This window comes from Brevibacterium sp. HMSC08F02, assembly GCF_001807555.1.
Classification (GTDB): domain Bacteria; phylum Actinomycetota; class Actinomycetes; order Actinomycetales; family Brevibacteriaceae; genus Brevibacterium; species Brevibacterium ravenspurgense.
Window position 1 is genome coordinate 51,267 of the sequence record NZ_KV789340.1, and the last position, 26,178, is coordinate 77,444.

Here is a 26,178-nt window from a genome sequence, read left to right on the forward strand (position 1 = left end):
GCGGGCCGCGCCGGCCCTACCACGTTTGGGTATGCCTGATCAGGCCTTGATGTCGGTGGTGATGCCCATGGAACGAGCGGTGCCGGCCACGATCTTGGATGCGGCGTCGATGTCGTTCGCGTTGAGGTCAGGCATCTTGGTTTCGGCGATTTCGCGCACCTGGTCAGCGGTCAGGTGACCGACCTTGACGGTGTGCGGGGTTGCCGAACCCGACTTCAGTCCAGCTGCCTTCTTGATCAGCTGAGCAGCCGGCGGGGTCTTGGTGATGAAGTCGAACGAGCGGTCTTCGTAAACGGTGATTTCAACCGGAACGATGTTGCCACGCATGGATTCTGTGGCCGCGTTGTAGGCCTTGCAGAATTCCATGATGTTCACGCCGTGCTGACCAAGGGCAGGACCGACCGGGGGTGCCGGGTTAGCAGCGCCCGCCTGGATCTGCAGCTTGATCAGACCGACAGCCTTTTTCTTGGGTGCCATGTTGGTCCTTAATCTGGTAGTTGTTCCCACGGTCAGAACGGCCGTGGGCTTTGGACGCGGTTGTCCGCTCCGATGAGGGCGGACGGAGTCCAAACCACAACATTATTCCACGCCCGCCCGATTTTGTTAAATGCGGGTGCCATGCACCACATAGGCCTCAGCTGGGCAGCCATTTCCAACAGAAGCAAAAGCGGGTGCCCGGCGTTAAGCCGTGCACCCGCTTTCAGCGTAAAAACAAGATCAGATCTTGGAGACCTGGTTGAAGCCGAGCTCCACGGGAACGTCGCGTTCGAAAATCGACAGAAGAACCGTGAGCTTCTGCTGTTCGGGGCGGATTTCCTGAATGGTTGCAGGCTGGCCTTCGAAGGAGCCTTCCTTGACCATGACGGATTCGCCGATTTCGAATTCGGTTTCGATGGGCGTGCCGTCTGCTGCGGCCTGTTCGCCGGCGGCCTTGGCAGCCTCTGCCTGCTGTTCTTCGAAGATCGGGGCGAGCATGCCGGCGACCTCGTCGATGCTCAGTGGGATCGGGTCGTACGCGTTGCCCACGAAGCCGGTGACGCCGGGGGTGTGGCGGACAACGCCCCACGATTCGTCAGTGAGTTCCATGCGAACGAGCACGTAGCCGGGCACACGCACGCGGCGAACGGTCTTGCGCTGACCGTTCTTGATTTCGACGACTTCTTCCATCGGCACCTGGATTTCGAAGATTTCGTCTTCTGCGTTGAGCGATACCGCACGGTTTTCCAGGTTGACCTTGACGCGGTTTTCGTAGCCCGCGTAGGAGTGGATGACGTACCAGTCGCCGTCCTTCATGCGAAGGTCGGATTTGAACTCTTCGAACGGGTCGACTTCCGGTGCAGACTGCTGGTCTGCAGCGTCCACGCCGTCGGCAATTTCGCCCGTTGCGGGGTCGAAGTTCTCTGCCTGTTCGGCTTCGACGTTTTCCGGAGTGTTTTCAGACACCGATTCTCCTTTGTTTTCGCGGTCGGCGGCGCGGGTCGTGTTCAGTGGTTCAGCTGTACTTGGGTGTTACCAGAGCGGCCACAGCGGCGAGCCCGCGAAGATGAATCCGGCAAGTTTGCCGAACACGAAGTCGAGGATGGTCACAAGCACCATCATGAGAGCCACGAAGCCCAGAACGACGAGCGTGTAGTTGAGCAGCTCCTTGCGGCTGGGAGTGACAACCTTTTTCAGCTGGTCGAAGACTTCGCGAATGAACTGAATGATGGCGCCGAAGAAGCCCTGCTTCTTCTGCGCTGTTTCGGAGTTTGCCTGAGATTCAGCCACTCGTCCTCATTCTTCCGTCTGCGTTCCCGACCTTCGGGCTTTCCCGGCCGCGCCGGGTAAGAGCAGGGGTGACAGGACTCGAACCTGCAACCTACGGTTTTGGAGACCGTTGCGCTACCAATTGCGCCACACCCCTATGCGAGCACCGGTTCATCATAGCCGCATTGCTGCAGCTGATGGAAACGGGGCGTCACCGACACAACATATTAGCCGTTCGGTGTGCTCGCGTCGAACTGAACCGGCTTTCGCCTACAGTTCCAGGCCAACGAGGTTCGGTTCGGGTACCAGTGTGATCCCGAATCGGCCCTGCACGCCATCGCGGATGTGCCGCGCCAGTTCGATGATTTCCTGTGCCTGGGCACCTCCCGTGTTGGTCAGCGCCAGGGTGTGCTTGCTCGACAGTGCAGCCTTGGAGCCGTCGAGTCGGAAGCCTTTGGCAAAACCCGCCTGCTCAATGAGCCACGCCGCCGAGGTTTTGACCACCGAGGGGTCGTCTTTGCCCGTGCTGGGGTCCACGACCGGATAGCGTGGGGCTCCTTCCGGCAGTGCCACCTGTTCGACGTCGAGGATCGGATTGGTGAAGAACGATCCAGCCGACCACGTGTCATGATCTTCGGCGTCCAGCACCATGCCCTTTGAGCTGCGCAGTTCAAGCACGGCTTCGCGCACCGCGGTGGGGCTTGCGGTGTCGCCGACTTCTACGCCGAGAGTGTTGGCCAGCTGGGCGTACCTGATGGGTACTCCCCCGGTTCCGCTGGCTTTCGGCAGGTTGAAGGTCACGGAGAGCACCACGTAGCGCGGCTGTCCGTGGTGGTGCGCTGTGCGCTTGAGGACCGACGTGCGGTAGCCGAATTCGAGCTCTGCTTTGCGCACAATCAGGGTGCGGCCGAACTCGCGGTCGAACAGGTATGCCGATTCGATCGTGGAAGACACCTCGACGCCGTAGGCTCCTACGTTCTGCACGGGTGTCGCGCCCACGGACCCGGGTATCCCGGACAGCGGTTCCAGGCCGGTGAGGCCCTGTTCAATGGTCCAGGCGACGAAGCTGTCCCAGTCTTCACCGGCGTGGGCCGTTGCGCGTGCGGTGCCGCGGCCGCGTTCCAGTTGGACGCCTTCCGTGCGGATGATGCCCACGGGACCTGCAAAGCCGTCATCGGAGACCACGAGGTTGGAACCGCCGCCGACCAGCAGTGCGGGCCCGTCTTGCAGGCGGTAGTCGTCTGCGAATGCTACGAGTTCGTTTTCGGTGGTGAGGATTTCTGCATTGGCAGCGGGGCCGCCGATCCTCAGGGTGGTGTACTCGGCAAGGTTGATGGGTGTGCTCATGCCAGGCGCACCTTGACCTGGGTGCGACCGAGGACCGAGGTGTCTTCTGCTGTGACGTTGACGTCGAGCCGGACTGTGCCGTTGTCTTCGTCTACTGCGCCTACTGCCGCTGTGACTGCGAGCTCAACTGTGGGCTGTTCGGGTGATCCGTTTTCGGCGTCCGGCACAACGACGGGCTTAGTGAAGCGTGTGCGGTAGTCGATGACGGCACCCGGGTTGCCGGCCCACTGGGTGATGGGTCCGACGGCCAGGGCCATGGTGAGCATGCCGTGTGCGATGACGTTGGGCAGGCCGACTTCTTTTGCGAAGCGTTCGTTCCAGTGGATGGTGTTGTAGTCGCCGGAGGCTCCCGCGTAGCGGACCAGGTCTGCTCGTGAGATCGGGATGGTGCGGTTGAGCACTTCCTGGCCGACTTCGAGTTCTGTCAGGACCGGAGCTTTCGAGGTGTCAGTCATCGTCGCCTCCTCGTACAACAATGGTCGAGGTCACGGTGGCAACGTGGTCGCCCGCTGCGGTGAGCTCGGTTCGGGTGGTGATCATGGCGTGACCGCCGGCTTCGCGCAGGCCGTCGACGTGGGTGACGCATTCGAGTTCGTCGCCGGCGACGATCGGCCGGCTGTAGGTGAACTGCTCTCCGCCGTGGACTACGCGGGAAAAGTCGATGCCGGAGTTTTCATCGAAGATGTAGCGCTGTTCTGAGCGCTGAGCTGGGATGACCGCGAAGGTCGGCGGGGCGACAAGGTCGGCGTATCCGGCTTCGCGAGCCGCGTCTATGTCTGTGTGGGCCGGGTGTTCGGCGCCTGTGGCGCGGGCGAATTCGGCGATGGCTTCGCGTGAAACCACGTACGGCTGCGGAAGGCGGTATTCGGCACCCTGCAGCTCGGTGTTGACTGCCATAGTTTCCTCCTCGTTCAGGGATCAAGTCTAGGCGGTCTTGGTGACGCGGAAAGCACACAGGCCATTCTGCGGCACACTCGTCTTCCCGCGTTCGGGCATAGAAAAAGGCTCCCAACAGAAATCTGCTGGAAGCCTTAGACAAGTAGCGGGAGCGGGGCTCGATCCCGCGACCTCACGATTATGAGTCGTGCGCTCTAACCACCTGAGCTACCCCGCCACAGTGCAGCGCGGTGACTACACCAGAGCCCCAAAAGGGAATCGAACCCTTGACCTTTTCCTTACCATGGAAACGCTCTGCCGACTGAGCTATTGGGGCAACGGGAACTAACTTTACACATCAGAATCGCGAATGCAAAATCCGCACAGAGAGATTAGACCGAGACCTTCGTCACAGGCGCTGACCCGGCGGCTCACACGTCAAACTTCGCGGCCAGATAGCCCTGCAGGCGTCCCAACTGGTTCGTGATGATCCCGCTGACACCAGCCGACAGAAGCGCATCCCAGCCTTCGGGAGCGTCAACCGTGTGCACATTGACGCACAGGTCAAGTTCGCGGATCTCCTCAACCAGTTCACGGCGCGATTTGAAGCCGCGGAACGACGGCGCGTAGCCGATCCCCTCAAGGCGCTGCACAAGCTCGACATCGCCCTCTTTCGGCACCACCCGCAGCAAGATCCGCGGAATGTGCCCGGCGATCGCCTGACAGTTGTGCAGGGTGTGCTGCGAAAAGCTCTGCAGAACCACGCGGTCTGCCATCCCGTGCTGGGTGATCAGGTCGACGACAGCGGCTACTCCCCCGGCCTCCCAGTCGCCCTTCAATTCCAGCAGCAGCCAGCCGCCTCGAAAAGACATGCTGTACAGAACAGCATCCAAATGCGGAATCCGCTGCCCGGCAAAACCCGGACCAAGCCACGATCCAGCATCGGCCAAAGAGATCTGCTCATCCGACAGGTTCGCAACAGCACCGGACGCATCAGTGGTGCGGTTCAGCGTGGGGTCGTGCAGCACCAGCGGGGTGCCGTCAGCACTCAAGTGCACATCGATCTCAATGAAGTCGGCCTCAAGAGCACGCGCAGCATCGATTGCGGCCATCGTGTTCTCGGGAACCGCACCCGAATAGCCCCTGTGCGCAATCGCCCAGGGCTTACCGCCTCGGCCGGGCACCCTGTCAATGCCCCGGTCCCGCAGGAACTGCGTGAACATCACACCACCCCAAAGGCGAGCATGGCATCGGCAACCTTGCGGAAGCCGGCAATGTTCGCCCCCATCGCATAGTTGCCGGGGTGGTTGTACTTGTCAGCCGTAGCCAAGCAGGTTTCGTGGATGTTCTTCATAATCTGCGTCAAACGCGCCTCCGTGTACTCAAACGTCCACGAGTCACGTTCAGCGTTCTGCTGCATTTCCAGCGCAGAAGTCGCAACACCACCGGCGTTGGCCGCCTTGCCCGGGCCGTACGGCACCCCGGCATCGGCGAAGATGGCAACCGCATCGTGCGTACACGGCATGTTCGCGCCTTCCGCAACAACGCGCAGACCGTTCTTCACCAGCTTCGCGGCCGACTTACCGTCGAGCTCGTTCTGCGTGGCACACGGCAGCGCGATGTCCATCGGGACTTCCCACACGCAGCCGTTCTTGACGTACTTCGCGTTCCCGCCGCGGCGCTGCGCGTATTCGCTGATGCGACCGCGCTCTTCCAGTTTGATCTGCTTGAGCAAGTCAAGGTCGATGCCGTCGGAGTCGTAGACATAGCCACCGGAGTCGCTGGCGGTAACAGCCAGACCGCCCAACTGGTGAACCTTCTCGATTGCGTAGATCGCCACGTTTCCAGCCCCGGAAACACCGACCCGCGCACCGTCAAAAGACCCGCCGATGCTGGCAAGCATTTCGCCGGCGAAAATCGCACAGCCGTAGCCGGTGGCCTCGGTGCGGACCAGCGAACCGCCCCAGGACAGTCCCTTGCCGGTGAGCACACCGGATTCGTAGCGGTTGGTGATCCGCTTGTACTGGCCGAACAGATAGCCGATCTCACGGGAGCCAACCCCAATGTCACCAGCCGGGACGTCGGTGTATTCACCCAGATAGCGGTACAGCTCAGTCATGAACGACTGACAGAAGCGCATGACTTCGTCATCGGACTTCCCGTGCGGATCGAAGTCAGCTCCACCCTTGCCGCCGCCAATAGGCAGGCCGGTCAGGGAGTTCTTGAAGATCTGCTCAAACCCCAAAAACTTGATGATGCCGAGGTTGACCGACGGGTGGAAGCGCAAGCCGCCCTTGTAGGGCCCGAGTGCTGAGTTGAACTCAACGCGGAAACCTCGGTTGACCTGCACCTGACCCTTGTCATCAACCCATGGGACGCGGAAGATCAGCTGGCGCTCCGGTTCGCACATCTGCGCAACGATTCGCGCATCGGCGTATTCCGGATGGCGGTTGCCCAGTGCGCGCAGCGAGCTGAGGACTTCGCGGACAGCCTGGTGGAACTCGGGTTCTGCCGGGTTGCGGGCAATGACCTTTTCCTGCAGGTCGTCAATCGTCTCCAATGGCACGCGGTATCTCCCCTCGCTTCGGACCTCGAATGGGCCGGACCGTGTGGCGGTCTCATCCGAATAATATTCTTCCGCCTGGATCCATGTGCATGCGACCATGATTTGGACCACTTCGTTTGCGGATGTTGTGTTCACAGATGCAGAAAAGGCCCCGACCGCGTGGTCGGAGCCTTTTGGCTGTGGCAGATGAAGGATTCGAACCTTCGAAGGCAATGCCGTCTGATTTACAGTCAGATCCCTTTGGCCGCTCGGGCAATCTGCCGGGATTATGCTCTGCTTTCGGCTGAGCACTCGTAACACTATAGACGCTTAAAGGTGAAAAGCGAAATCCTGTCTCGGCCCAACACCACCGCTCGCCTCATCGCAGACCGAGCACTGCTTGTGCGCCTTTTCCGCCGACTACACTTCGCGGTGTGTCCGTCGTTCCTGATCTTCTGACCTCTCTGCCCGCGGCAGTCGTTCTTCTGGCCCTGCTCACCGGGCTGCTGCTGGCTGCCCGCATCCGCGCCCCGTGGTCATCTGCCTACGCCGTTCTCCGCGGAACCGTGCAGCTGGCCGTGCTCGCGTTCGTACTCACCGGTGCGCTCACATCCATCGGCTGGGTTGTCGTCTTCCTCTTCGTCATGTTCGCGGTCGCCTGGAGGGCCGCGTTTAAACGCGCTCGCGCCCTTGGTGAGTCGGTCGGTCTTAGGCGCACTGCCGCAGTCATCGGAATCGGGATGTTCACAGGCACCGCTGTCACTCTGCTGACGGTGTTCGGTCTGCGCGGCCTCGAGTTCTCCCCGTCGTATCTGCTGGCACTCGGCGGAATCGTCATCGGCAACTGCATGACGTTCTCAACTCTCACGGTCCAGCGTCTGCGCTCTCTTCTCGATGACCGCTGGCCCGAGGTCGAGGCGTGGCTGGCTCTCGGCGCCACTCCCCGGCAGGCGACTGCTCAGCTGGGGCGTGAGGCCGTGTACTCGGCTCTTGTTCCGAACGTCGACAAGACCCGCACGACGGGGCTGGTCACGCTGCCGGGTGCTTTTGTCGGCGCGCTCTTCGGCGGATCTCCCCCGTACGAGGCGGGGCTGTTCCAGATGTTCGTGCTCATCGGCATCATGACTGCCGGGGCGGTCGTGTCGATCACGATCACCACAACGCTGGCGCCGCGCGCCAAGAAGCCCGTGTTCGACAGCGACTAACGCTTAGACTGTGGTCGATTCGTTGACGAACTAGGAGGCACTGATGGCTGATTCAAGCTTTGACATTGTCAGCAAGGTCGACAAGCAGGAAGCGGACAACGCTCTCAACCAGGCGGCGAAGGAAATCCACTCCCGCTACGACTTCAAGGGTGTGGACCCCTCAATCGAGTGGTCTGGCGAAAAGGTCCTCATGAAGGCCAATTCAGAAGAGCGCGTTTTGGCTGTTCTCGACGTCTTCCAGTCCAAACTGGTCCGCCGCGGCATTTCGCTGAAGTCGCTCGATGCCGGCGATCCCTTTGCGTCCGGCAAGGAGTACCGGATCGAAGCGGCCATCAAGGAGGGCATCGAACAGAAGACCGCGAAGGAGATCTCCAAGATCATCCGCGAGGAAGGCCCCAAGGGCGTCAAGCCGCAGATCCAGGGCGACGAACTGCGCGTCTCCTCAAAGAAGCGCGACGACCTTCAGGCTGTCATCGCTCTGCTCAAGGGCAAGGACCTCGACGTCGACCTGCAGTTCGTCAACTACCGCTGACGGTTCCAGGTGAGCGCAAGCCGCGCCACCGGCAGCCGGAACACAGAGGGCGAGGCGGAATTCCGCCTCGCCCTCTGTGTTCGGGAAATCTGGTCTGAACTAGGCCATCTTCTTGGCCGCGTCGACCATTGCCTGGCGTGTGGCCAGCTTGATGCGCTCACGGCCGTGAGGTTCACCGGCGGCCTTTTCGGCAGCCTCAATGCGGTGGTAGCCCTCCCAGTCGATGTAGTCGATGCCCTTGTCGGCCAGCAGGTCGACAATCGCGTCTTCTTCCGGCTTCGCCGGCTGGGGCAGGCGGCCTGCTTCGTAGTCTTCGATGATGTGGCCGATGGTCTCCAGGGCATCACCCTTCGTGTGGCCGATCAGGCCGACCGGACCGCGCTTGATCCAACCGGTGGTGTACAGGCCGGGAATGTGGTCTTCCGCCTGGGCGGTGGCCATTGATTCACCGTCGATGACTCGGCCTTCGATGTTCGTGATGACACCCCGGCGCTCATCAAACGGCAGCTCCGGCAGCTTGGTTCCGAAGTAGCCGACCGCGCGGTACACGGCGTCCATCGGCCAGTCGGTGGTCTTGCCGGTGCCGTTGACACCGCCGGATCCGTCGAGTTCCTGACGCTCCGTGCGCAGGGCTGTCACACCGGTTTCTTCGTCGCCGACGATTTCGACCGGAGCTTCCAGGAAGTGCAGGTGCAGGCGGCGCTTAGCGCCGGTGTCTTCGCGCAGTGTGAAGTCGGTGAGGGTTTTGGTGACCTGTTTGACCTGGTTGGATGTGCGGATGGCCTCCATGGAGCCTTCGTCGAACTCGAAGTCCTCCGGGTACACCACAATGTCGACGTCGTCCGCCTGACCGAGTTCGCGGATTTCCAGCGGGGTGAACTTCGCCTGCGCCGGACCGCGACGGCCGAAGATGTGCACGTCGGTGACAGCACTCTTCTTCAGACCTTCGTACACGTGGTCGGGAATCTCTGTCGACAGGAGGTCATCAGCCTGCTTGGCGAGGATGCGCGCAACGTCCAGAGCGACGTTTCCGTTGCCGATGACGGCAACCTTTTCAGCTTCCAGCGGCCATTCCTGTGACACGTCCGGGTGGGAGTCGTACCAGTTGACGAACTCTGCGGCACCGTAGGACCGCGGAAGGTCCACACCGGGGATCGGCAGCTTCGTGTCGATGAAGCAGCCGGTGGAGAAGATGACCGCGTCGTAGTGCTCCTGCAGTTCCTCCAGCGTAATGTCCGTGCCATAGTCGACATTGCCGAACAGGCGCAGCTGGTGGCGGTCCATTACGCGGATGAGCGCGTTCGTGATGCCTTTGATGCGGGGGTGGTCGGGTGCGACACCGTAGCGAACAAGACCGAAGGGCGCCGGCAGGCGCTCGAAAAGATCGATGCTGACATCGAAGTCACGTTCTTCTTTGGTCATGAGATCAGCGGCGTAGATACCCGCCGGACCAGCACCGACAATGGCCAAGCGCAGAGGACGACTCAAAGTATCACCTTTCCCTATATCCGACCGTCAATTGTACGCACCGCGATTTAGGAAATGAAGCTGTGCTCTATTAAGGAATACTTGCTTTCCCATCCACGTGCGGGTCTACACTCGCGAATGTGACCGACGACTCAGCTTCTTCACCGATTCAGGCCACTGCGGCAACGACGCCTGCCAGCAGCGCGTCCACCGCGAGCACAGAGCTTCCCTTTGACGAAGCGCGCCGCCGCCGCGATGGGCTCATTCTGGGCATCGGCGGATACCTGTTCTGGGGAAGCATGCCGCTCATATTCGCCGCAGCCGCCCCGGCAGGTGCCTTCGAAATCCTGGCCCACCGGATCATCTGGTGCTTGGTGTTCTGCACGCTACTGCTGGTTTTTGCCCGCGGTCTAGGACGCACGTGGAAGCTTGCGAGCAAACCGAAGATCTTCGGAACTCTGGCAGCCGCGTCTCTTTTTGTAGGCATCAACTGGCTGGTGTTCATCCTCGGCGTACAAGCCGGCCGCGTGACAGAAGTCGCGCTCGGCTACTACATCAACCCGCTGATCACAGTGGCGCTTGGCATCATCTTCCTGCGTGAGCGCCTGCGGCCCCTGCAGTGGGCCGCAATGGGACTGGGGCTCGTCTCGGTTCTCGTGATCACAATCTCCGAGGGCATCGTGCCCTGGCTGGGCCTGGCAGTAGCCGTCAGCTTCGGCCTCTACGGTCTTGTGAAGTCCAAGGTCGGTTCCCGCGTCGGCGCACTCGAGGGCCTGACAATCGAGTCCTTCATCCTCACGCTCCCCAGCATCGCCATGCTCGCTGTCGTAGAATCACAGGGGCTCGGCACTTTCACGACGGAAGGCGCCTGGCACACCGTCCTGCTTGTACTCATGGGACCGATCACCGCCATTCCCCTGCTGCTGTTCTCTGCGGCCACACGCCGGATTCCGCTCAGCTGGGTTGGCATGATGCAGTACATCACCCCGACCTTGCAGTTCCTCACCGCACTGCTGATCTTCGGTGAACACATGTCGCGCGGACAGTGGTGGGGCTTCATCATCATCTGGGTGACGGTCGCACTCATCGGTGCGGATTCGATTCACGCCGGCAATCGTGCACGCCGGGCAAAGCGGGCGGTGCTGCACACCGCTGCAAACGTGGACGAACCGACTGCCGGCTGAAGTCGGCTACGCCGCGAGCGCTGAGGAGATCAGCCCACCCGGTTGACCACACCGGCGGCGAACAGTTCGAAAGCCGACTTGATGGGCCCGTCAGGAAGGTCGCGCAGAGCGTCAACGGCCTTGGCCGACCAACGGCGAGCCTCAGCGCGAGCAGCCTCCATTACGGGGTGGGCAACAAGTGCCGTGCGCGCAGCCTCAAGAGCTTCGTCCGAGGACAGGTCGGCATCCAGCAGCTCGACAATCCGCTGCGCTTCGGAATCCCCCGCCACGGCTTCGCGGCGCAGCAGCAGCGTCGGCATTGTGGGCACGCCCTCGCGCAGGTCAGTGCCGGGAGTCTTGCCGGAATCGGCTTCGTCTGAGGCCAGATCGATGATGTCGTCAGCCAGCTGGAAGGCAACGCCGACGTTTTCGCCGTACTCGCGCAAAGGCTCCACAAGTCCGGGCGAACCGCCGGAAGCCAGAACCGCAAACTCGCCGCACGCGGCAATGAGCGAGCCGGTTTTGTCCGAAAGGACGCGGATGTGGTGCGCAATCGGGTCAGCGCCGTCTTCGGGGCCGGTGTACTCACTGAGCTGGCCGAGAACCAAACGCTCAAAGGTTTCAGACTGCAGCAGCACGGCACGCGGCCCCAGTTCAGAGCACAGGCTGGAGGCCCGGGCCAGAAGAACATCGCCTGTGAGGATGGCCACCGAGTTGTTCCACACGTGGTGCGCTGCCGGGGCTCCGCGGCGAACGGGAGCTTCGTCCATGACGTCATCGTGGTAGAGCGTGGCCAGGTGCGTCAGTTCGACAACGGCACCGGCTTTCACAACGTCAAAGCTGTCAGCGTCAGCCCCGGGGGTCAGCTGAGCTGCCCACTGCGCGGCCAGAAGAACCAGCGACGGGCGTACGCGCTTGCCGCCGGCAGACAGAAGATAACGGGACGATTCGTCAGCCAGACGGCTGGTCTGGCGCACGGTTTCGTTCAGGAGCGTCTCAACCTGCTGAAGCTGACGATCGAGGTTGGCGCTGAGATCAGCGCCGACAGCGGCGAAAGCACCCGGTTTGGGCTGTGTCCCCGGCTGTGCGGAGGGCGCGCTGGCTTCGCCAGAAGGTGCCATCGTCGTCTTCTCTTTCCTCAGGTTGTCAGTCGTTTCGGCTGTGCCGTGGGTCTACGACCCCTCAGTCTACGTTCACTCCGCTATTGATTCGAGGTGGCCGGCACAGCGGTGATGAGTGCCTGAACCGCGCGGTCGTGCAGGTCGCGGTGTGCCCGCGGATCGTCTTCGTAAAGATTAGCCAACAGTTTGACCGCAAAATTCATCAGGTGGCGCGAACCCATACCGTATTTGAGTCCCAGTTCCATGACCTTCGGCTGGCCGATGAGGTGGGCGAAGCCCCGCCCCAGCGTGAAGTAGCTGCCGTACTCGTCCTTAACGGCTTTGCTGAACCCGGCGAGCTTGTTCCTGTAGGCCGCCTGCGGGAAGCCGCGGTAGGTGGTGATGATCTCGGCGGCAATCCGTGCCTGCTCGAAGGCGTAGTCGATGCCCTCGCCGTTGAACGGATTGACCATGCCCGCGGCATCGCCCAGCAGCATGACGCCGCGGTCAAAGTGCGGAGTGCGGTTGAACGCCATCGGCAGCGCGGCGGAGCGGATGGGCTGGCGCATTCCCTCGGTGCCGTCCGCACCGCCGATGCCCCATTCGCCGCCCATTGCGGCAATCCAGTCCTTGAGCACGTTCTGGTAGTTGACCTTGCCGAACTGCGGGCTGGTGTTGAGGATGCCGAGCCCCACGTTGACGGTTCCGTCTCCCAAGGGGAAGAGCCACCCGTAGCCGGGCATGGGTTCCCCGTCGGGGCTGCGCAGCTCAAGCCACGATTCGATGAAAGGGTCGTCATGCCGCGGTGAGTCGTAGTAGGTGCGCACTGCCACGCCCATGGGTCGATCGTCGCGTTTGCGGTGGCCCATCTGCACTGCGGTGCGGGCGCTCACGCCGTCTGCCGCAATCACGATGGGAGCACGAAAGAAGACTTCCTCCGCTGCCTCACCGTCCTTGTCAGCACGCAGCTTCCTGCCCTTGGCGTCAGCGGGAACTGCGCGGATGCCGGCAATCCACCCGTTGTCGAAAACGGGTTCTTCCGCTGACATCTGCTGGTACAGGACAGCACCCTGCTTTTCGGCATGCCGGGCCAGCTGTTCGTCGAGGTCCATGCGAGCGCGCGTCAGACCGTAGGACGGGAAGCCCGTCACGTCCGGCCACGGGATTTCCATTCGGTGGCCCCCGCCGATCAGCCGCAGGCCGCGGTTGCGGTGCCAGCCCGCCTCATCGGGTAACGAGAAGCCCAGGTGACCGAGCTCTTTGACCGCACGGGGTGTCAGCGCATCACCGCAGATTTTGTCGCGCGGGAACGCGGTCTTCTCCAGCAGCGCCACATCGAGCCCGGCGTGAGCCAAGTGTGCGGCCGCCGCGGATCCAGCGGGCCCGGCGCCGACGATGACAACATCGGCATCGACGTTTTTCACAGTGCATCACCGGAGGGCTTGAGAGCGTGGTGGATGGCGACGATGCCGCCGGTGAGGTTGCGGTACTTGACCTGATCAAAGCCTGCGTCGCGGATCATGTGGGCAAGCGGCAGCTGGGCCGGCCACGCGCGGATCGACTCAGCGAGGTACACATAGGCTTCCGGGTTCGAGCTCACGGCCTTTGCCACTGCCGGCAGCGCCCGCATGATGTACTCCTTGTAGAAGCGCGCAAACGGGGTGAACGTCGGGGTGGAGAACTCCGCGATGACCAGTCGGCCGCCGGGTTTGAGTACGCGCAGCATTTCCTTCAGCGCCTTCTGCGGCTCCTGCACGTTCCGGAAGCCGTAGGTGATGGTGACGACGTCGAAGGTGTTGTCGTCGAAGTCAAGATCAGTCGCATCGGCGTACTGGAACTGGATTTCGGGATGACGGCGCCGGCCCACAGCAAGCATTCCCTCACTGATGTCACCGGCGATGACGGTGGCTCCGCGCTGGGCGTACGGCACCGAGCTGGAGCCGGTTCCAGCCGCCAGGTCGAGGATGAGCTCACCGGGCTTCGGGTCGACCGATCGGGTGATCTCCACGCGCCACCAGCGCGAAATGCCGAAGGTCATGGCGTCGTTGGTGATGTCGTAGCGTTCGGCAACAGCGTCGAACATCGATGCGACGTCCGCCTTGTTCTTATCCAGGTGAGCGCGATTCATGTGTCTCATAATCTCAGCCCCGCCCCGCGGGGAGCTAATCGGGCCGGTACAAGCACCGTGTCAGCGCCCCTCATTAGACTGGCCGTGTGCTCAGCGATTCAGTTTCCCTGCGGGTGCGCTCGTGGTTCATTGACGGTGTTGACCCCCACGCGCCGGCGCCCTTTGCCCACGGTCTGCCGTCGACCGTACACGAATTCTTGGCACAGCTGCCCCAAGACACGTTCAACTGCTGGGTGCGCGGCCACTCTGGTCTGGTGGGCTTCGGCCGGGTTGCACGACTGCGCGCCACAGGCGGTGAAACCGTTGAAGGCCGCACGCGTTTCGACCAGCTGTCACAGCAGTGGCGTACGGTGGCACAGCGCGCGCTGGTCGAAGACTCGGTGAATCTGCCGGGATCGGGCCTGGTGGGCTTCACGGCAATTTCCTTCACGGATGATTCCGACACGGATTCCGTCATTGACATTCCGCGCTTCATCATGGGCCGCCGGCACGAACGCGTATGGCTGACCTCCATCAGCCCGGAAGGCGGCGCTGACGACGATTTCACGCTTGAAGCCGCAGCTCTGACCCCGGTTACGGGTGCCTCCCTGCACGATGGGCGCATCAGCCAGGAACAGCACATCCGCAATGTGTCCGAAGCCGTCGAACTCATGCGGGCGCCCGGCAGCCAGTTCAAGAAGATCGTTGTTGCTCGCGACGCGGTTGTCGATACAGAGCACGACATCGATGTGCGTGCGGTGCTCGGCGCACTCAACGCCGCCTACCCCGCCACGTGGACATTCAATGTAGCCGGCCTAATCGGGGCGACACCGGAACTTCTGGTGGGTGTGCAGGACGGCGTTGTGCGCTCTCGCGTTCTTGCCGGCACTTATCAGGTGCGCGATGACGCCCAAGCTGAACTTGCGCAGGCCCGCCAGCAGCTCGCCGGTGCGAAAGACTCCCAGGAGCACGTCTACGCCACCCGCTCCCTGGAAGAGTGCCTGCGGCCCTACAGCAGCGACCTCCACGTTGACGAACAGCCGTATCTGTTGACCCTGCCCAATGTCATTCACCTGGCCAGCGATGCCCACGGCACTCTCGATTCCCCGTCCGGCAGGCCAGAGGACCGCCCGTCGATCATCGATCTGGCCAAGAGCATTCACCCCACAGCTGCGGTCGGCGGAGTGCCGCGCAACGAGGCCATGCGCGAAATCGCACGCATCGAACGGGCTGACCGCGGTCGCTACGCAGGGCCAGTCGGATGGATTGACGGCGCGGGCAACGGCCAGCTGGGCATCGCTCTGCGCTGCGGCCAGCTGGAATCGCGCACCCGCATTCGGCTGTGGGCCGGCGGCGGAATCATGCCGGATTCAGACCCGCAGTCAGAACTCGCAGAGTCATGGGCGAAGCTTGGCCCCATGTTGCAGGCGCTCGGCCTCCGCCGCCCCTAACGGTCCATGGCTGACAGCTCAGCCTCAACAAACGCCCCGCAGCAGATTCAGTCCAGCGGCACTTCGCAAAGCCCAGCGCTGCCGGCCTTCGCCAGGCGGCGCAGACCATCGACCGTCGCCTGCTGATACGGCCAGTCATAGGCATCGGCGAGCGCGCGGAAGTTCCGTCCGTGCCGGGTGGCGAAATACCGCGCAAAATGTCCGCTGAGGTGCTCGGCACCGTGTTCCAGACCGCCGAAAATCGCTCCGCCGTCGTCATTGAGGACGAAAATCTGCAGGGTGGGCAGACCGTCATCTGCACCCTCGCGCAGCAGTCCGCCCACGTCGTGCAGGGCAGCGACGTCCCCGATGATCAGCCGCAGCGGGCACCCCTTCGATACGGGCCCGGTCAGCGCCATACCGGCCGCTGTCGCGATCAGCCCGTCAATTCCCGCGAGTCCCCGGCTTGCGCTCATCTGCACGTGTTTCAGGGCCTCGTTTCCGGCGAGCGCGGAAGCGTAGCGGCCCGAATTCGAACTGGCGAGGAAAACCTGAGCCACGGTGCCGTGTTCGGCAGCATTCTGGGCGGCCCCGCGGACAATCTCCCCGACCACCACCGCTCCGGTTGGCTGTTCTGCCGAGGTGGGCGGCACCTCGTGCCACTTGGCTGCTGCTGCACGGTGCTGGGAGTGGATGTCCGAGGTGACGCTCAGCTGATCTGCGATCTCACCTGTGCTGCGGTTCAGCAGGGTTTCGCGCACGCCGGCGGCCCGCTGGATGTGGGATTCCGATGCGGCGCTGCGAGCCCACCGCTGCGTGTCGGCGTCTGCGGCCTGGCCGGCGAGCCCGGCCGAGGCCAGGTAGGAGCCGTATTCATCTGCGAGCGCCCAGTCGAGGTCAGCTTGGATTTCTGCTGTGGGCACGCGCGCAAGCAGTCGCTGGTCCTGGCGGTACTGGGTGAGCCTGCCGGTGCGCACAACACCCGTGATGGTTTCGGCCAGATCGCCATCAAGAACCCCCGGGTGGCCTGGCACCGACAAGTGGAACAAGGGTGAGGAAGGTTCCGCAAAAACCGGCACCCCGAAGGCTGCGGCAAGCTCTTCGACCCTGCGCGCGCCGTAGTCACAGTCGTTGCCTGCCAGCAGAACAGTCCCCGGACGGATGAGCATTTCGAGTGCCTGCGCAAAGCCGGCATGCACGTGCGGGCGGTGTTCGAGGCGCTCGACCTCGCCGACTTCCGGACGCCACGGCATGTCTTCTGCCTCCGGCGTAAGTTCCCCGTCGAACTGCACGTTGAACTGGACGGGCCCCGGTGTGGACAGGCCGCGCAGTCCAGAGCTCATGGCGTAGGGGGCGTTCATGCCCGCTCCGGCACCCTCAGAGCCGACCGCAGCGGCAGCCGCCGCGTGCACGGCGGAGGTGAGCGACGCCTCGTCAGCTTCGACCGGAACATCAAAGCGCAGCCGAACATCGCTCAGCAGGTGCGACTGCCTGTCGATCGTCTGGTTGGCTCCCGTGCGGCGCAGGCGCTCGGGCCGGTCAGCGCTGAGGATGAGCAGCGGAATCTGCGAGTACGAGGCCTCCAGCACCGCTGGGTGGAGGTTCGCGACCGCGGTGCCCGATGTGGTGAGCACTGCGACCAGGCCCGGTGTGCGCGGGGCGGTGTCCCCAGCGGCGCCGCCGGTCTCAACGGCGGCCGCCTCTGCCACAGCCGCTTCAGCCACCGCCGTCCGGCGCAGCCCCTTGGCCAGTCCCAGCCCGAAGAACGCAGCGTCGCGTTCGTCAATGCGCACGTGGGTGTTCACCAGCCCGGCGTCGGCGAGTTCGGCGAAGGCGTAGGTCAGCGGTGCCGAACGGGAGCCGGGAGCAATGACAACGTGCTCAAGACCGCGCTGGATGAGGTTCAGAGCGATCGTGCGCGCAGCTGCGGTGGAAGTATTCACGCACCCGATTCAACCAGACTCTAGAATGGCCCTCATGGTCTACCCTCCCAACCCCTATGCGGACGCGCCGACGCCGGAGATCCCGGATTTCAAGCGTCCCGACTCCCACCGAATCTGGCAGCTTGTTGCCGGCATCGCAGCTTTTGTCATTGCACAGGTGGTGACGATTCTCGTCTACGCGGCGATTGTGGGGGTTGGCCGGCTGGACTCCCTGACCGCTGGTTTGGGACCAGAGGCCACGGATTCGTACGGCTTCGGGTTCGGGCTGATGGCCGGCGCTGTCACCATGTTCGTCCTGTACCTGCTGATCATGCGGTTTATTGCGGGCGCTCCCGGCCACGGCCTGCGGGGTAAGAACAAGGTGACGGAAATCCTCATGGGTACCGGTCTCACTACTGCTGTTCTCGGTGTTTCTGTTGGTGTTATCGCGCTGTTCGGCGGCTTCCGAATCACTGGTGTGACGCCGCGTGAGGAGCTTCTGCCGGCTTTTGTCCTGGCTCTGGGGGTTGGTCTTGGGCCGGCGTTTACGGAGGAGCTGCTGTTCCGCGGTTTCCTCCTGCGCATCTTCGACGCCTGGTGGGGCTGGGTGCCCTCCCTGCTGATTACGAGCGCGATCTTCGGCCTTGTGCACCTGGGCAACCCCGATGCAACGGTGTCCGGCGCGATTTTCATTGCGATCGAGGCGGGGCTCCTGCTGGGTGGGGCCTACCTCCTGACCCGCCGCCTGTGGTTGGCGATCGCCATTCACGCCGCGTGGAACTTTGTGCAGGCGTTCATCTTCGCATCCCCGGTTTCCGGGACGGGCGAGGCGGTGGGCCTGTTCCAGGTTGAATGGTCGGGCTCGCCATGGCTGACGGGAGGGGCGATGGGCCTGGAAGGCTCTGTCATCACGGCCGTCCTTGGTCTGCTGGCCGGCATTGGGCTGCTGCTTCTGGCTGGCAAGCACGGAACTCTGCTGCCGCGCGAAGCTGTCATCCGCAGGGAAAAAGCAGCCAAGCGCTGAGGGCACTCTGCTGACCTCAACATCTCTGCTGCCCTCACACAGGGCTGCGCTGTTTCTCCCGTCGGCTTTCCCCTCGGTGCGGTTCCAAGGACAGTCCAAGGTGACCGTTACTTCCAGTTCACGCATGCGCCATAGCCTGAGGGCTGCGGAGGTGGTCCATGGTGAAGCGCAGTCTGCGAATGTCCGTCGGAGCACGCGCGGTGCGAGCACTCACAGCCCGCCGCAGTGCGGCCGGCCTCTACCCGGCGTACAGCGAATCAACATCGTTTCTCGGCCCTGAGCCCACCGGCTTCGAAGCCGCCCACGTTCACGTGCGCGAAAAGCGCAAACTCTCACGCCGCCTGCGGGAGTTCTTCGTCTACTCTCCGGCTCTCGGCAGGACAGTCGGCGTGCGAGTTCTTCTGCCCGGCATCCCGCAGGAGCACGCTGTGCCGCTGTTCCTGTTCCACGGCGGGGGCGATGATTTCCGTTCGTGGACGGACTTGGGGCGGGCGGAACTGCACACCCGCGGCAGCCGTTTCCTCGTGGTCATGCCCGACGCCGGGGCGGCCGTCTACTCGCGTCACGAACTGGCACCCGGCCATGTCGAAGACTGGCCCGAATTCCATGTGCGCGAACTGCCCATGCTGATAGGCGACCTCTATTCGACATGCCCCGAACTGCGCGTGGCCGCGGGGCTTTCCATGGGCGGCTACGGAGCCATGAAGTACGCCGCCTGGCGGCCCGACCTCTACGCTGCCGCCGCTGCGTTTTCCTCCCCGCTCATCCCACAGGCCGCTCCCCCGCTGTTTGAAATCCTCGCGCTGCGCGCCGGAGCACCCGCGGATTCGCTGTTCGGTTCGTTCAAAGACGGCGATGCCCGGTGGGAGGCGAACTCGCCCTACGACCTCGCAGAAAACCTCCGCGGGCTCGACATCTGGCTGTCAGCCGGGTCCGGAACTCCCGACGACGCTGAAAACAGCAGCGAAAGCGCCGACGTCATGGAAGCCCACCTGCACAACCACGGCGGGCGCTTTGCCGAAAGGCTCGGCGAACTGGGCATCAAACACGCGTGGGCTCCCCGCGAGACCGGGATGCACAACTGGTTTGCCTGGCAGCGCGAACTCAAGGCGTGGCTTGCCCACGCCACACAGGCGGACCTCGATCGCAGCCCCACCGGCACACCCAGCCGCGATCCCCGGCCGCGATTCTGGACGAGTGTGGCAGACGGGGCGCCGTTCACCTTCATCAGCGGTCTGCCCGTCTTTGAGATCTACGGGTGGAAAGTCGAAATATCGCGCCGCCGCCCGCAGATCGTCACCTTCGGCGATGTGAGCCCCTCCGGCTTCACACTCAACGGCGCCGGGACCTTCCGAGTCACCTCCCCGCCCATGTTCATGCCCGGCGCGGAAGCATCCATCACCGTCAGGAGCCCGCTGGGAGTCAACCCGTACACAACCCGGGCCGACGCCTCGGGAGCCATTTCGATCACCGGACAGATGGGAGCGGCCCTGCACGACCCGATCGTGCCCGGCAACCGCACAAAGCACTTCCGCACGTGGGGCCAGGCCGCGGTGACAGAAGTCATCATCCGGGGGCAGAGAAAAGACTCAGACAAATCTGCAACCATGGAACGCTCACGCAAACCAAAAAAGCTGCCCAAAGGCGGCGGCTGACAACAGAAGGGATCCGGATGAAGCGGCTCACAGCAAGTCTGGCAGTCACCGCACTCGCACTGACGGGATGCGGCCAAGCCGGGAACGAGCAGAGCGGTCCGGCAGCTGAGCAGACAACGGCCAGCAACTCCCAACAGGGCGCAGATGAAGCCGTGCACTCCACCGGAGACCTGCGCCGGGCCATGGAAGCCGCAGGAATGGAGCCGTCCGAAGTCAGTCCCGAAAACGCCGATCCCGGACAGCTTCTCGAAAGCGCATCCGTCGAACCAGAACAGTGCCGTGTGCTGCTCGATGCCACTCAGGGTGCAGATCTGGGCACAGACGCCGGGCTGAGCGCAAAAACTGATTCGGCATCCTACTTCGCAGCCGCCAACGCGGAGGGCGCCAAGCTCACGTCCGTCGTTGAGAACGCGCGCAAAGCCGGGCAGGACTGCTCAACCATGAAAGTGACAATCGCCGACGAAACGGTTGAAACCAGTGTCACGGTTGAGGACGTCGAGGTCGACGGGGCTGACGACGCTGTATCGACGTCTGCTGACGTTGACTTCCACGGGCAGAAGCTCAGCATCACCACCATCACCGCGGCAAAGGACAATACGGTCGTCGCGGCAGTCATCAACCACAGCGGCAAGCCGGAAACTGCCGCGAAGACCATCAGCAGCATCGTCAGCAAGCTCGACTGATCACGCTTCCCGCAGCAGCTTCCAGCAGGCGGCCAGGCGGGCAAGCCACCACTCTTGCGCTTCTGCCGGGGCCCGGTGGTCTTCGGCCAGCTGAACGCTCACGTCCATCGGGTCGGTGCTGATGGTGCCGCCGTGAGGCCTGCGCGGGTGATCAACAACATCGGCGGCCAACAGGGACGCAGTGCCCAGACCGGCAGCCCAGGGTTCACGTTGCCCGCCGAGCTGTGCAAGGGCGAGCGCCAGCTGAGCTCCCGCAGCCAAACCGATGGATGATTCCAGAGCGCTCGACACGGTTGCCGGCAGACCGCAGGACTGAACAATCCTGACCGCCGCGGCAACCCCGCCCAGCGGTTGGGCCTTAACGACAATGTGATCGGCCGCGCCCAACTGTGCGACCCGCAGAGGGTCATCAGAGCGGCGAGTGTTTTCATCCGCCGCAATCCTGATGCCGCACAGTTCGCTGTCGGCCTGCAGTCGTTCGCGCAGCCGAGCCATGTCCTCGACGTTCGCAACCGGCTGTTCGACGTACTCCAGCCGCTGCACAAAACCGTCCAGGGTAATAAGTTTCCGCAGGTGTGCCACGGCTTCGTCAATGCTGAGTTTGCCGTTGGCGTCCAGGCGGATCTTCGCGTTCGGGGCTGCTGCCAGGACTGCCCGCACGCGCGCCACGTCAGCGTCTTTGCTGGCAGCACCGTGTTCGGCGATTTTGATTTTGAAAACGCCCACGCCGTCAAAGCGGTCAAGCACCCCAGGAACGTCTTCCGCACTGACCGCGGGGACGGTGCCGTTGACCGGCACCCGGGCCCCCGACAACCGTCCGGAATAAGCGGGTGCCGGCGGCACCTCGTGAGCTTTGGCAGGTGAGGCTGACGAGGTGGAGGTCCCCGGGGTCAGCAGACCCGCGGACCCGTGCGGGTTGAGTGAGAACTCGATGGCCGCGGCCAGCCAGCGGTGAGCCTCCTGTGGCCCGTATTCGGGGAAGGGGCTGAACTCGGCCCAGCCTTCCGGTCCGCGCAGCAGGCACACCTGCCGCGATGTGATGCCGCGAAACCGGGTGGTCATCGGCAGTTCGACCACGCGAACATCGGTGAAGAACTCGCGCGGGTCAGCTGGCAAATCAGAAGGCAGATCAGCGGGCAGATGGGCGGCAGACAGCGAATACGGCATGGCCCCAGAGTAGCGATCGCGGGCTGCAGGCGGCGGTGTTCGGCCGTTATGTGCGGCGGAACCAGGTGAGCCTAATAGAGTGGGAGCATGAGCGTTTCGGAAATCTTCAACCCCAGCCGCTGGCGCGAAGTCCAGGGCTTTGACTTCACCGACATCACGTACCACCGGGCCATTGACGAAAACGGTGCGGACATCGGCGCGGTGCGCATCGCCTTCGACAGGCCCGAAGTGCGCAACGCCTTCCGCCCCCACACGGTCGACGAGCTCTACCGCGCCCTCGACCACGCCCGCCAGACATCCGACGTCGGCGCGGTGCTGCTGACCGGCAACGGCCCCAGCCCCAAGGACGGCGGTTGGGCGTTCTGCTCCGGCGGTGACCAGCGCATTCGCGGTCGTTCCGGCTACCAGTACGCATCCGGTGAAACGGCCGAATCGGTCGACCCGGCACGTGCAGGCCGTCTGCACATTCTTGAAGTTCAGCGTCTCATCCGCACCATGCCGAAGATCGTCATCGCAGTTGTGCCCGGTTGGGCAGCCGGCGGCGGTCACTCGCTGCACGTGGTGTGCGACATGACGATCGCCAGCCGCGAACACGCCAAGTTCAAGCAGACCGATGCTGATGTCGGCTCCTATGACGCGGGCTACGGTTCTGCGTACCTGGCGAAGATGGTCGGCCAGAAGAAGGCACGCGAAATCTTCTTCCTGGGCCGCACGTACTCGGCGCAGGACATGGCCGATATGGGTGCTGTCAACGAGGTCGTCGACCACGCTGAGCTTGAAGAAGCCGCCCTGCAGATGGCTCGCGAAATCTTGGGCAAGTCCCCCAACGCTCAGCGCATGCTGAAGTTCGCGTTCAACCTGGTGGACGATGGACTCATGGGCCAGCAGGTGTTTGCCGGCGAGGCCACCCGCCTGGGCTACATGACGGACGAAGCCGTTGAGGGCCGGGACAGCTTCCTTCAGAAGCGCGACCCCGACTGGACACCGTTCCCCTGGTACTACTGACGGCCGCCAGTGCCCACCGCATTCCCCTCACCCACACCGGCTGAGGCCAGCCGCGTCTTCGCTGACGCGCTGGCAGGCCGGCACATTGCCGTGTTGCCAGGCGGTGGTGTCAAGCACCTGACCGCCTATCCGCTTTCCAGCTGGCGAGGCGCCGGGAGCGCTGGCAACGCCGACTCACCTGGGAACGGGGCGACTGAGGGCGCTGCGAGCACACCGCCGGCGCTGGTTGTTTTCACTTCCGGTTCGACCGGCCGCCCGAAGGGCGTGGCGCTGTCAGCTGAGGCGCTACGGGCGTCAGCGGCGGCGACCGAGGACGCCCTGTCCGGGCCTGGCCGCTGGTTTCTGTGCTTGGCACCGGACCACATTGCCGGAGCCCAGGTGATTCTTCGTTCGCTGCGCTCCGGCACCGTGCCATATGACGGCCGCGGGCACTTCACGGCTGAACGCTTTGCTGACCAAGCCGAGGAATTCTTCGGTGCCGGTCAGTCAGAACCCGCCTACGCCTCGTTGGTTCCAACCCAGCTGACCCGCATCCTGCGTGATCCGCGGGCAACAGGGCAGGCAGCCCGGTTCGATGCGCTGCTCGTGGGCGGGGCATCACTGCACCCGCACACAGCTCAGGCCGCACGGCAGGCTGGTCTGCGGGTTGTCCGCACCTACGGCATGTCTGAGACCGGCGGCGGGTGCGTCTATGACGGCCGCGCGTTCCCGCAGGTTGACGTGCGCATTGAGGATGACGGACGGGTTGCCCTGAGCGGGCCCGTCGTCGCCGACGGCTACGTTGAGGTGGAACCCGACTCGATTACGCCCAAACCAGACCCCAGTTTCACTGCTGACATCAGCGGAAGGCGCACGTTCCTCACCTCAGACATGGGGCGCCTCGACAGTGCGGGGGTGCTGTCGATTACCGGGCGGGTCGACGATGTCTTCCAGTCCGGCGGCACTAACGTGTCTCCCCTGGCTGTCGAGGCGGTGCTGCTTTCTGAACTGGCCGATGACGGGATTGACGAGGTTCTTCTGGTACCCGTTGAGGACCGCGAATGGGGACAACTTGGAGCGCTCCTCGTGCGCGGTCCGGGCGCGGAGTACTATCGAAACTCGGCAGTAGGTCTGAAGACCAGATTCCGGCACCTTTTGGGCCCGGCTGAGATTCCCCGATGGGTGCTCCCCGTCGATGCGATTCCGGCCAAGGGCATCGGAAAACCCGACCGTGCCGCGGCGCGCGTGCTTGCGGAGCGGATTGTGCGGGACGAGGTAGAGCCCGGCTTGGCTGAGGACGGCTGGGCTGAGGACAGTGTCCCGGTCGGAGGGATTGCCAGAGGTGAGACCGACTGGCGCAAAAGACGCTGACCTGGCAGAGTCAGCACCCGGAATAATTCAAGATTCAACGGACACGAGGACGGACAAACGTGGCGAATAGATTCCAGCTGTGGATTTCCGGAGCACGGCTTCGGACGTTGCCTTTGGCCTTCGCACCCGTTGTCCTCGGCGCAGGCGCGGCCCTCGGCCAGCTGGGCGGCCTGTCCGACCTGGTGATCGGCTCAGTGGACCCCACGATCGACGACAACGTCAACGGCTGGATGCTTCTGCTCAAAGCGCTGCTGGCCCTCATTGTGGCTCTGGCCCTGCAGATCGGCTCAAACTACGCAAATGACTATTCCGACGGCATTCGCGGCACAGACGACGACCGTGTGGGCCCCATGCGGCTGACCGCCAGTGGACTCATCCCACCCGAACAGGTCAAACGGGCGGCCTTCATCTGCTTCGGCTTTGCAGGCTTTGCGGGGCTCCTGCTGACAATTCTGTCGGCCGCCTGGTGGATGCTTCTGGTGGGCGCGGCTGCGGTTCTTGCGGCCTGGTACTACACGGGCGGCAAACACCCCTACGGCTACATGGCGTTGGGCGAAGTCTTCGTCTTCATCTTCTTCGGCCTGGTGGCCACTCTCGGCACCACGTACACAATGGCCGGCGGGCTCAGTGCTGCCGCCTGGACCGGAGCTGTTGCCGTGGGCTTCTACGCGTGCGCTGTTCTCATGGTGAACAATCTGCGCGATATCCCCACCGATATCGAGGCAGGCAAACGCACACTCGCTGTGCTTCTGGGTGACCGTCGTTCGCGCATCGCCTATCTGGTGCTCGTGTTCCTGCCGTACCCGCTGCTGGTCGTGCCGATCCTCACGGGCTATTCGGGCGCGCTGCTGGCAATCGTCTCTGTCATCCTCGTGATGAGGCCCGTACGCGCACTGGTGCACCAGCGGACCGGTCAGGCGCTGGTTCCGGCCATTAAGCACACCAGCTTGGCCGCGCTCGTCTACGCGGTGCTGCTGAGCTTGGGCCTGGCACTCTGATTAAGAGTGCTGCCCGCGGGTGGGTTCAGCGGTGCTGTTCGTCGATTTCGTCTTCGATCGCTTCGTCGCTGCCAGCTTTGGGGCCGCGATTCCTGCGCTGGGCGGTCCACTCCGTCATCGACTGGACGGCCTTCTGCTTCATCCCGTTGAGCAGCAGGTAGCTGAGCAGGGTTGCGACAATAACGGCCACGACCGTCGACAGAAGGCTGGGGCCGCTGAAGTACCAGATGACAGCAACAGAAACGGCCAGCAGACCGATCCGGGCGGCGTTGTACAGAAGGAAATCACGCATGGTGCCTACATTGTAGTCGGGTGGGTGCCATTACCATGGGGTGCATGGCCCGCCTGCTGATCGCAATCATCGTCATTTACACGGCTCTTGCCCTGTACAGCCTTTTCGACTGCATTTCCTTTGAATCCTCTCGGGTCAAGATGATGCCGAAGGCTGCCTGGGCTGCGATCATCATCTTCCTGCCGATTGTGGGAATTGTGCTGTGGTACCTGTTCGGACGCGGAGGCCTCGCGCAGAAAGCCGATGCCGGCGAGGCTGTGCCCGCCGCACCTGACAACGACCCGGAGTACCTCAAGAAGATCTCCGACGACCTTGAACTGCGTCGCCTGCGCGAACTGCAGCGCCAGCAGGAAGAACAGCGTAGGGCCGAAAAACTCCGCGGCAACGGACCCGAACCGCGCACGTACTCGAAGGGTGATGGCAACGGTTCGGAAGACGACCGCCCTGAGCCCGAGGAAGACTCTCCCCGCAACGACAGCTGACCGGCACCTCGTGCCCTTTTCAGCACCCACACACCGCTTAGCCGGATTCTGCGCCTTAGCAACAACTGCTAAAGCGCAGATC

At 63.3% G+C, this 26,178-nt stretch carries 26 protein-coding genes and 4 tRNA genes; 11 read left to right on the top strand and 19 right to left on the bottom strand.

Annotated elements, in window-relative coordinates; translation table 11 throughout:
* Positions 1 to 39: 39 nt before the first annotated feature.
* The 12 genes from rplK to HMPREF3172_RS00490 form a co-directional block, all read right to left on the bottom strand.
* Complete coding sequence (rplK, locus tag HMPREF3172_RS00435; RefSeq protein WP_019174620.1) at positions 40 to 477, bottom strand: 50S ribosomal protein L11; 438 nt, start codon at positions 475 to 477, stop codon at positions 40 to 42.
* Positions 478 to 717: 240 nt separating this feature from the next.
* On the bottom strand, positions 718 to 1,443 hold the full coding sequence (gene nusG / locus HMPREF3172_RS00440) for a transcription termination/antitermination protein NusG (protein WP_019174619.1): 726 nt from the start codon (positions 1,441 to 1,443) through the stop codon (positions 718 to 720).
* Between the two features lie 66 nt (positions 1,444 to 1,509).
* Entirely contained in the window at positions 1,510 to 1,767 is a 258-nt protein-coding gene (gene secE, locus HMPREF3172_RS00445; RefSeq protein WP_019174618.1) for a preprotein translocase subunit SecE, read from the bottom strand.
* Positions 1,768 to 1,830: 63 nt separating this feature from the next.
* Positions 1,831 to 1,903, bottom strand: a tRNA-Trp gene (locus HMPREF3172_RS00450).
* Positions 1,904 to 2,016: 113 nt separating this feature from the next.
* Entirely contained in the window at positions 2,017 to 3,093 is a 1,077-nt protein-coding gene (locus HMPREF3172_RS00455) for a UDP-N-acetylmuramate dehydrogenase (protein ID WP_070514655.1), read from the bottom strand.
* On the bottom strand, positions 3,090 to 3,548 hold the full coding sequence (locus tag HMPREF3172_RS00460) for a MaoC family dehydratase (RefSeq protein ID WP_070514657.1): 459 nt from the start codon (positions 3,546 to 3,548) through the stop codon (positions 3,090 to 3,092). The genes HMPREF3172_RS00455 and HMPREF3172_RS00460 overlap by 4 nt, the downstream gene beginning before the upstream one ends.
* Positions 3,541 to 3,990 carry an FAS1-like dehydratase domain-containing protein gene (locus HMPREF3172_RS00465; RefSeq protein ID WP_061940627.1) on the bottom strand — a complete coding sequence of 150 codons (450 nt, stop codon included), beginning with the start codon at positions 3,988 to 3,990 and terminating at the stop codon, positions 3,541 to 3,543. The genes HMPREF3172_RS00460 and HMPREF3172_RS00465 overlap by 8 nt, the downstream gene beginning before the upstream one ends.
* A 143-nt stretch (positions 3,991 to 4,133) precedes the next feature.
* Positions 4,134 to 4,207: transfer RNA gene (locus tag HMPREF3172_RS00470), tRNA-Met, on the bottom strand.
* A gap of 26 nt (positions 4,208 to 4,233) precedes the next feature.
* Positions 4,234 to 4,306: transfer RNA gene (locus HMPREF3172_RS00475), tRNA-Thr, on the bottom strand.
* A 94-nt stretch (positions 4,307 to 4,400) separates the two neighbouring features.
* The gene (locus tag HMPREF3172_RS00480) at positions 4,401 to 5,192 is read right to left on the bottom strand and encodes a glycerophosphodiester phosphodiesterase (protein ID WP_083281327.1); all 792 of its coding nucleotides are present in this window, start codon (positions 5,190 to 5,192) and stop codon (positions 4,401 to 4,403) included.
* Entirely contained in the window at positions 5,192 to 6,529 is a 1,338-nt protein-coding gene (gdhA, locus tag HMPREF3172_RS00485) for an NADP-specific glutamate dehydrogenase (protein WP_083281328.1), read from the bottom strand. Before gdhA ends, HMPREF3172_RS00480 begins: the two co-directional genes overlap by 1 nt.
* 186 nt (positions 6,530 to 6,715) lie before the next feature.
* A tRNA-Tyr gene (locus HMPREF3172_RS00490) sits at positions 6,716 to 6,797 on the bottom strand.
* 151 nt (positions 6,798 to 6,948) lie between these two features.
* Here HMPREF3172_RS00490 and HMPREF3172_RS00495 point away from each other — a divergent pair.
* Both HMPREF3172_RS00495 and HMPREF3172_RS00500 read left to right on the top strand, forming a co-directional pair.
* Positions 6,949 to 7,719, top strand: a complete 771-nt coding sequence (locus tag HMPREF3172_RS00495; protein ID WP_070514660.1) for an ABC transporter permease — start codon at positions 6,949 to 6,951, stop codon at positions 7,717 to 7,719.
* A gap of 43 nt (positions 7,720 to 7,762) precedes the next feature.
* Positions 7,763 to 8,251: a YajQ family cyclic di-GMP-binding protein gene (locus HMPREF3172_RS00500; RefSeq protein ID WP_019174611.1), complete on the top strand. Its 489-nt coding sequence runs from the start codon at positions 7,763 to 7,765 to the stop codon at positions 8,249 to 8,251.
* A 99-nt stretch (positions 8,252 to 8,350) separates the two neighbouring features.
* Here HMPREF3172_RS00500 and HMPREF3172_RS00505 read toward each other — a convergent pair whose 3' ends face one another.
* Positions 8,351 to 9,739, bottom strand: a complete 1,389-nt coding sequence (locus tag HMPREF3172_RS00505) for an FAD-dependent oxidoreductase (RefSeq protein WP_256173007.1) — start codon at positions 9,737 to 9,739, stop codon at positions 8,351 to 8,353.
* A 119-nt stretch (positions 9,740 to 9,858) separates the two neighbouring features.
* On the opposite strand from HMPREF3172_RS00505, the gene rarD reads away from it, so the two are divergent.
* Positions 9,859 to 10,902 (top strand): EamA family transporter RarD, encoded by a 1,044-nt coding sequence (gene rarD / locus HMPREF3172_RS00510; RefSeq protein ID WP_070514662.1) that lies wholly within the window; start codon positions 9,859 to 9,861, stop codon positions 10,900 to 10,902.
* A 29-nt stretch (positions 10,903 to 10,931) separates the two neighbouring features.
* Here the strand turns inward: rarD and HMPREF3172_RS00515 are convergent, their stop codons facing one another.
* The 3 genes from HMPREF3172_RS00515 to HMPREF3172_RS00525 form a co-directional block, all read right to left on the bottom strand.
* A complete protein-coding gene (locus HMPREF3172_RS00515; RefSeq protein ID WP_070514664.1) occupies positions 10,932 to 12,002 on the bottom strand; it encodes a polyprenyl synthetase family protein in 1,071 nt (356 codons plus the stop codon).
* Between the two features lie 80 nt (positions 12,003 to 12,082).
* On the bottom strand, positions 12,083 to 13,405 hold the full coding sequence (locus HMPREF3172_RS00520; protein WP_062022124.1) for a geranylgeranyl reductase family protein: 1,323 nt from the start codon (positions 13,403 to 13,405) through the stop codon (positions 12,083 to 12,085).
* Complete coding sequence (locus HMPREF3172_RS00525; protein WP_062022121.1) at positions 13,402 to 14,109, bottom strand: demethylmenaquinone methyltransferase; 708 nt, start codon at positions 14,107 to 14,109, stop codon at positions 13,402 to 13,404. Before HMPREF3172_RS00525 ends, HMPREF3172_RS00520 begins: the two co-directional genes overlap by 4 nt.
* A gap of 86 nt (positions 14,110 to 14,195) precedes the next feature.
* Between HMPREF3172_RS00525 and HMPREF3172_RS00530 the strand changes: the two genes are divergently transcribed.
* On the top strand, positions 14,196 to 15,539 hold the full coding sequence (locus HMPREF3172_RS00530; RefSeq protein ID WP_070514666.1) for an isochorismate synthase: 1,344 nt from the start codon (positions 14,196 to 14,198) through the stop codon (positions 15,537 to 15,539).
* A gap of 47 nt (positions 15,540 to 15,586) precedes the next feature.
* On the opposite strand, the gene HMPREF3172_RS00535 is transcribed toward HMPREF3172_RS00530, so the two are convergent.
* Positions 15,587 to 17,461: a thiamine pyrophosphate-binding protein gene (locus HMPREF3172_RS00535; protein WP_070514668.1), complete on the bottom strand. Its 1,875-nt coding sequence runs from the start codon at positions 17,459 to 17,461 to the stop codon at positions 15,587 to 15,589.
* Positions 17,462 to 17,495: 34 nt separating this feature from the next.
* On the opposite strand from HMPREF3172_RS00535, the gene HMPREF3172_RS00540 reads away from it, so the two are divergent.
* From HMPREF3172_RS00540 to HMPREF3172_RS00550, 3 genes are all read left to right on the top strand, one after another.
* On the top strand, positions 17,496 to 18,464 hold the full coding sequence (locus tag HMPREF3172_RS00540) for a CPBP family intramembrane glutamic endopeptidase (protein WP_070514669.1): 969 nt from the start codon (positions 17,496 to 17,498) through the stop codon (positions 18,462 to 18,464).
* 158 nt (positions 18,465 to 18,622) lie between these two features.
* Complete coding sequence (locus tag HMPREF3172_RS00545) at positions 18,623 to 20,119, top strand: alpha/beta hydrolase (protein ID WP_070427725.1); 1,497 nt, start codon at positions 18,623 to 18,625, stop codon at positions 20,117 to 20,119.
* A 17-nt stretch (positions 20,120 to 20,136) separates the two neighbouring features.
* Positions 20,137 to 20,802, top strand: a complete 666-nt coding sequence (locus HMPREF3172_RS00550) for a hypothetical protein (protein WP_070427724.1) — start codon at positions 20,137 to 20,139, stop codon at positions 20,800 to 20,802.
* Here the strand turns inward: HMPREF3172_RS00550 and HMPREF3172_RS00555 are convergent, their stop codons facing one another.
* On the bottom strand, positions 20,803 to 21,969 hold the full coding sequence (locus HMPREF3172_RS00555; RefSeq protein WP_083281331.1) for an o-succinylbenzoate synthase: 1,167 nt from the start codon (positions 21,967 to 21,969) through the stop codon (positions 20,803 to 20,805). It abuts the gene before it with no gap.
* Positions 21,970 to 22,056: 87 nt separating this feature from the next.
* On the opposite strand from HMPREF3172_RS00555, the gene HMPREF3172_RS00560 reads away from it, so the two are divergent.
* Genes HMPREF3172_RS00560 through HMPREF3172_RS00570 form a run of 3 tightly spaced genes read left to right on the top strand, consistent with a single transcriptional unit; the run spans position 22,057 to position 25,322 of the window.
* Complete coding sequence (locus HMPREF3172_RS00560) at positions 22,057 to 22,974, top strand: 1,4-dihydroxy-2-naphthoyl-CoA synthase (RefSeq protein WP_070514671.1); 918 nt, start codon at positions 22,057 to 22,059, stop codon at positions 22,972 to 22,974.
* A 9-nt stretch (positions 22,975 to 22,983) separates the two neighbouring features.
* Positions 22,984 to 24,324, top strand: a complete 1,341-nt coding sequence (locus HMPREF3172_RS00565) for an AMP-binding protein (protein WP_070514673.1) — start codon at positions 22,984 to 22,986, stop codon at positions 24,322 to 24,324.
* Positions 24,325 to 24,383: 59 nt separating this feature from the next.
* The gene (locus HMPREF3172_RS00570) at positions 24,384 to 25,322 is read left to right on the top strand and encodes a 1,4-dihydroxy-2-naphthoate polyprenyltransferase (protein ID WP_070514675.1); all 939 of its coding nucleotides are present in this window, start codon (positions 24,384 to 24,386) and stop codon (positions 25,320 to 25,322) included.
* A 25-nt stretch (positions 25,323 to 25,347) separates the two neighbouring features.
* On the opposite strand, the gene HMPREF3172_RS00575 is transcribed toward HMPREF3172_RS00570, so the two are convergent.
* Complete coding sequence (locus HMPREF3172_RS00575; RefSeq protein ID WP_019174596.1) at positions 25,348 to 25,614, bottom strand: DUF4229 domain-containing protein; 267 nt, start codon at positions 25,612 to 25,614, stop codon at positions 25,348 to 25,350.
* Between the two features lie 44 nt (positions 25,615 to 25,658).
* Between HMPREF3172_RS00575 and HMPREF3172_RS00580 the strand changes: the two genes are divergently transcribed.
* Entirely contained in the window at positions 25,659 to 26,096 is a 438-nt protein-coding gene (locus HMPREF3172_RS00580; protein ID WP_176746113.1) for a PLD nuclease N-terminal domain-containing protein, read from the top strand.
* The last annotated feature ends 82 nt before the right edge of the window (positions 26,097 to 26,178 follow it).

Coding starts and splice junctions, on each gene's coding strand:
- rplK (WP_019174620.1), bottom strand. CDS start 477: ATGGCACCCAAGAAAAAGGCTGTCGGTCTGATCAAGCTGCAGATCCAG.
- HMPREF3172_RS00455 (WP_070514655.1), bottom strand. CDS start 3,093: ATGAGCACACCCATCAACCTTGCCGAGTACACCACCCTGAGGATCGGC.
- HMPREF3172_RS00460 (WP_070514657.1), bottom strand. CDS start 3,548: ATGACTGACACCTCGAAAGCTCCGGTCCTGACAGAACTCGAAGTCGGC.
- HMPREF3172_RS00465 (WP_061940627.1), bottom strand. CDS start 3,990: ATGGCAGTCAACACCGAGCTGCAGGGTGCCGAATACCGCCTTCCGCAG.
- HMPREF3172_RS00480 (WP_083281327.1), bottom strand. CDS start 5,192: ATGTTCACGCAGTTCCTGCGGGACCGGGGCATTGACAGGGTGCCCGGC.
- HMPREF3172_RS00500 (WP_019174611.1), top strand. CDS start 7,763: ATGGCTGATTCAAGCTTTGACATTGTCAGCAAGGTCGACAAGCAGGAA.
- HMPREF3172_RS00515 (WP_070514664.1), bottom strand. CDS start 12,002: ATGGCACCTTCTGGCGAAGCCAGCGCGCCCTCCGCACAGCCGGGGACA.
- HMPREF3172_RS00525 (WP_062022121.1), bottom strand. CDS start 14,109: ATGAATCGCGCTCACCTGGATAAGAACAAGGCGGACGTCGCATCGATG.
- HMPREF3172_RS00540 (WP_070514669.1), top strand. CDS start 17,496: ATGGTCTACCCTCCCAACCCCTATGCGGACGCGCCGACGCCGGAGATC.
- HMPREF3172_RS00545 (WP_070427725.1), top strand. CDS start 18,623: ATGGTGAAGCGCAGTCTGCGAATGTCCGTCGGAGCACGCGCGGTGCGA.
- HMPREF3172_RS00550 (WP_070427724.1), top strand. CDS start 20,137: ATGAAGCGGCTCACAGCAAGTCTGGCAGTCACCGCACTCGCACTGACG.
- HMPREF3172_RS00555 (WP_083281331.1), bottom strand. CDS start 21,969: ATGCCGTATTCGCTGTCTGCCGCCCATCTGCCCGCTGATCTGCCTTCT.
- HMPREF3172_RS00560 (WP_070514671.1), top strand. CDS start 22,057: ATGAGCGTTTCGGAAATCTTCAACCCCAGCCGCTGGCGCGAAGTCCAG.
- HMPREF3172_RS00575 (WP_019174596.1), bottom strand. CDS start 25,614: ATGCGTGATTTCCTTCTGTACAACGCCGCCCGGATCGGTCTGCTGGCC.
- HMPREF3172_RS00580 (WP_176746113.1), top strand. CDS start 25,659: ATGGCCCGCCTGCTGATCGCAATCATCGTCATTTACACGGCTCTTGCC.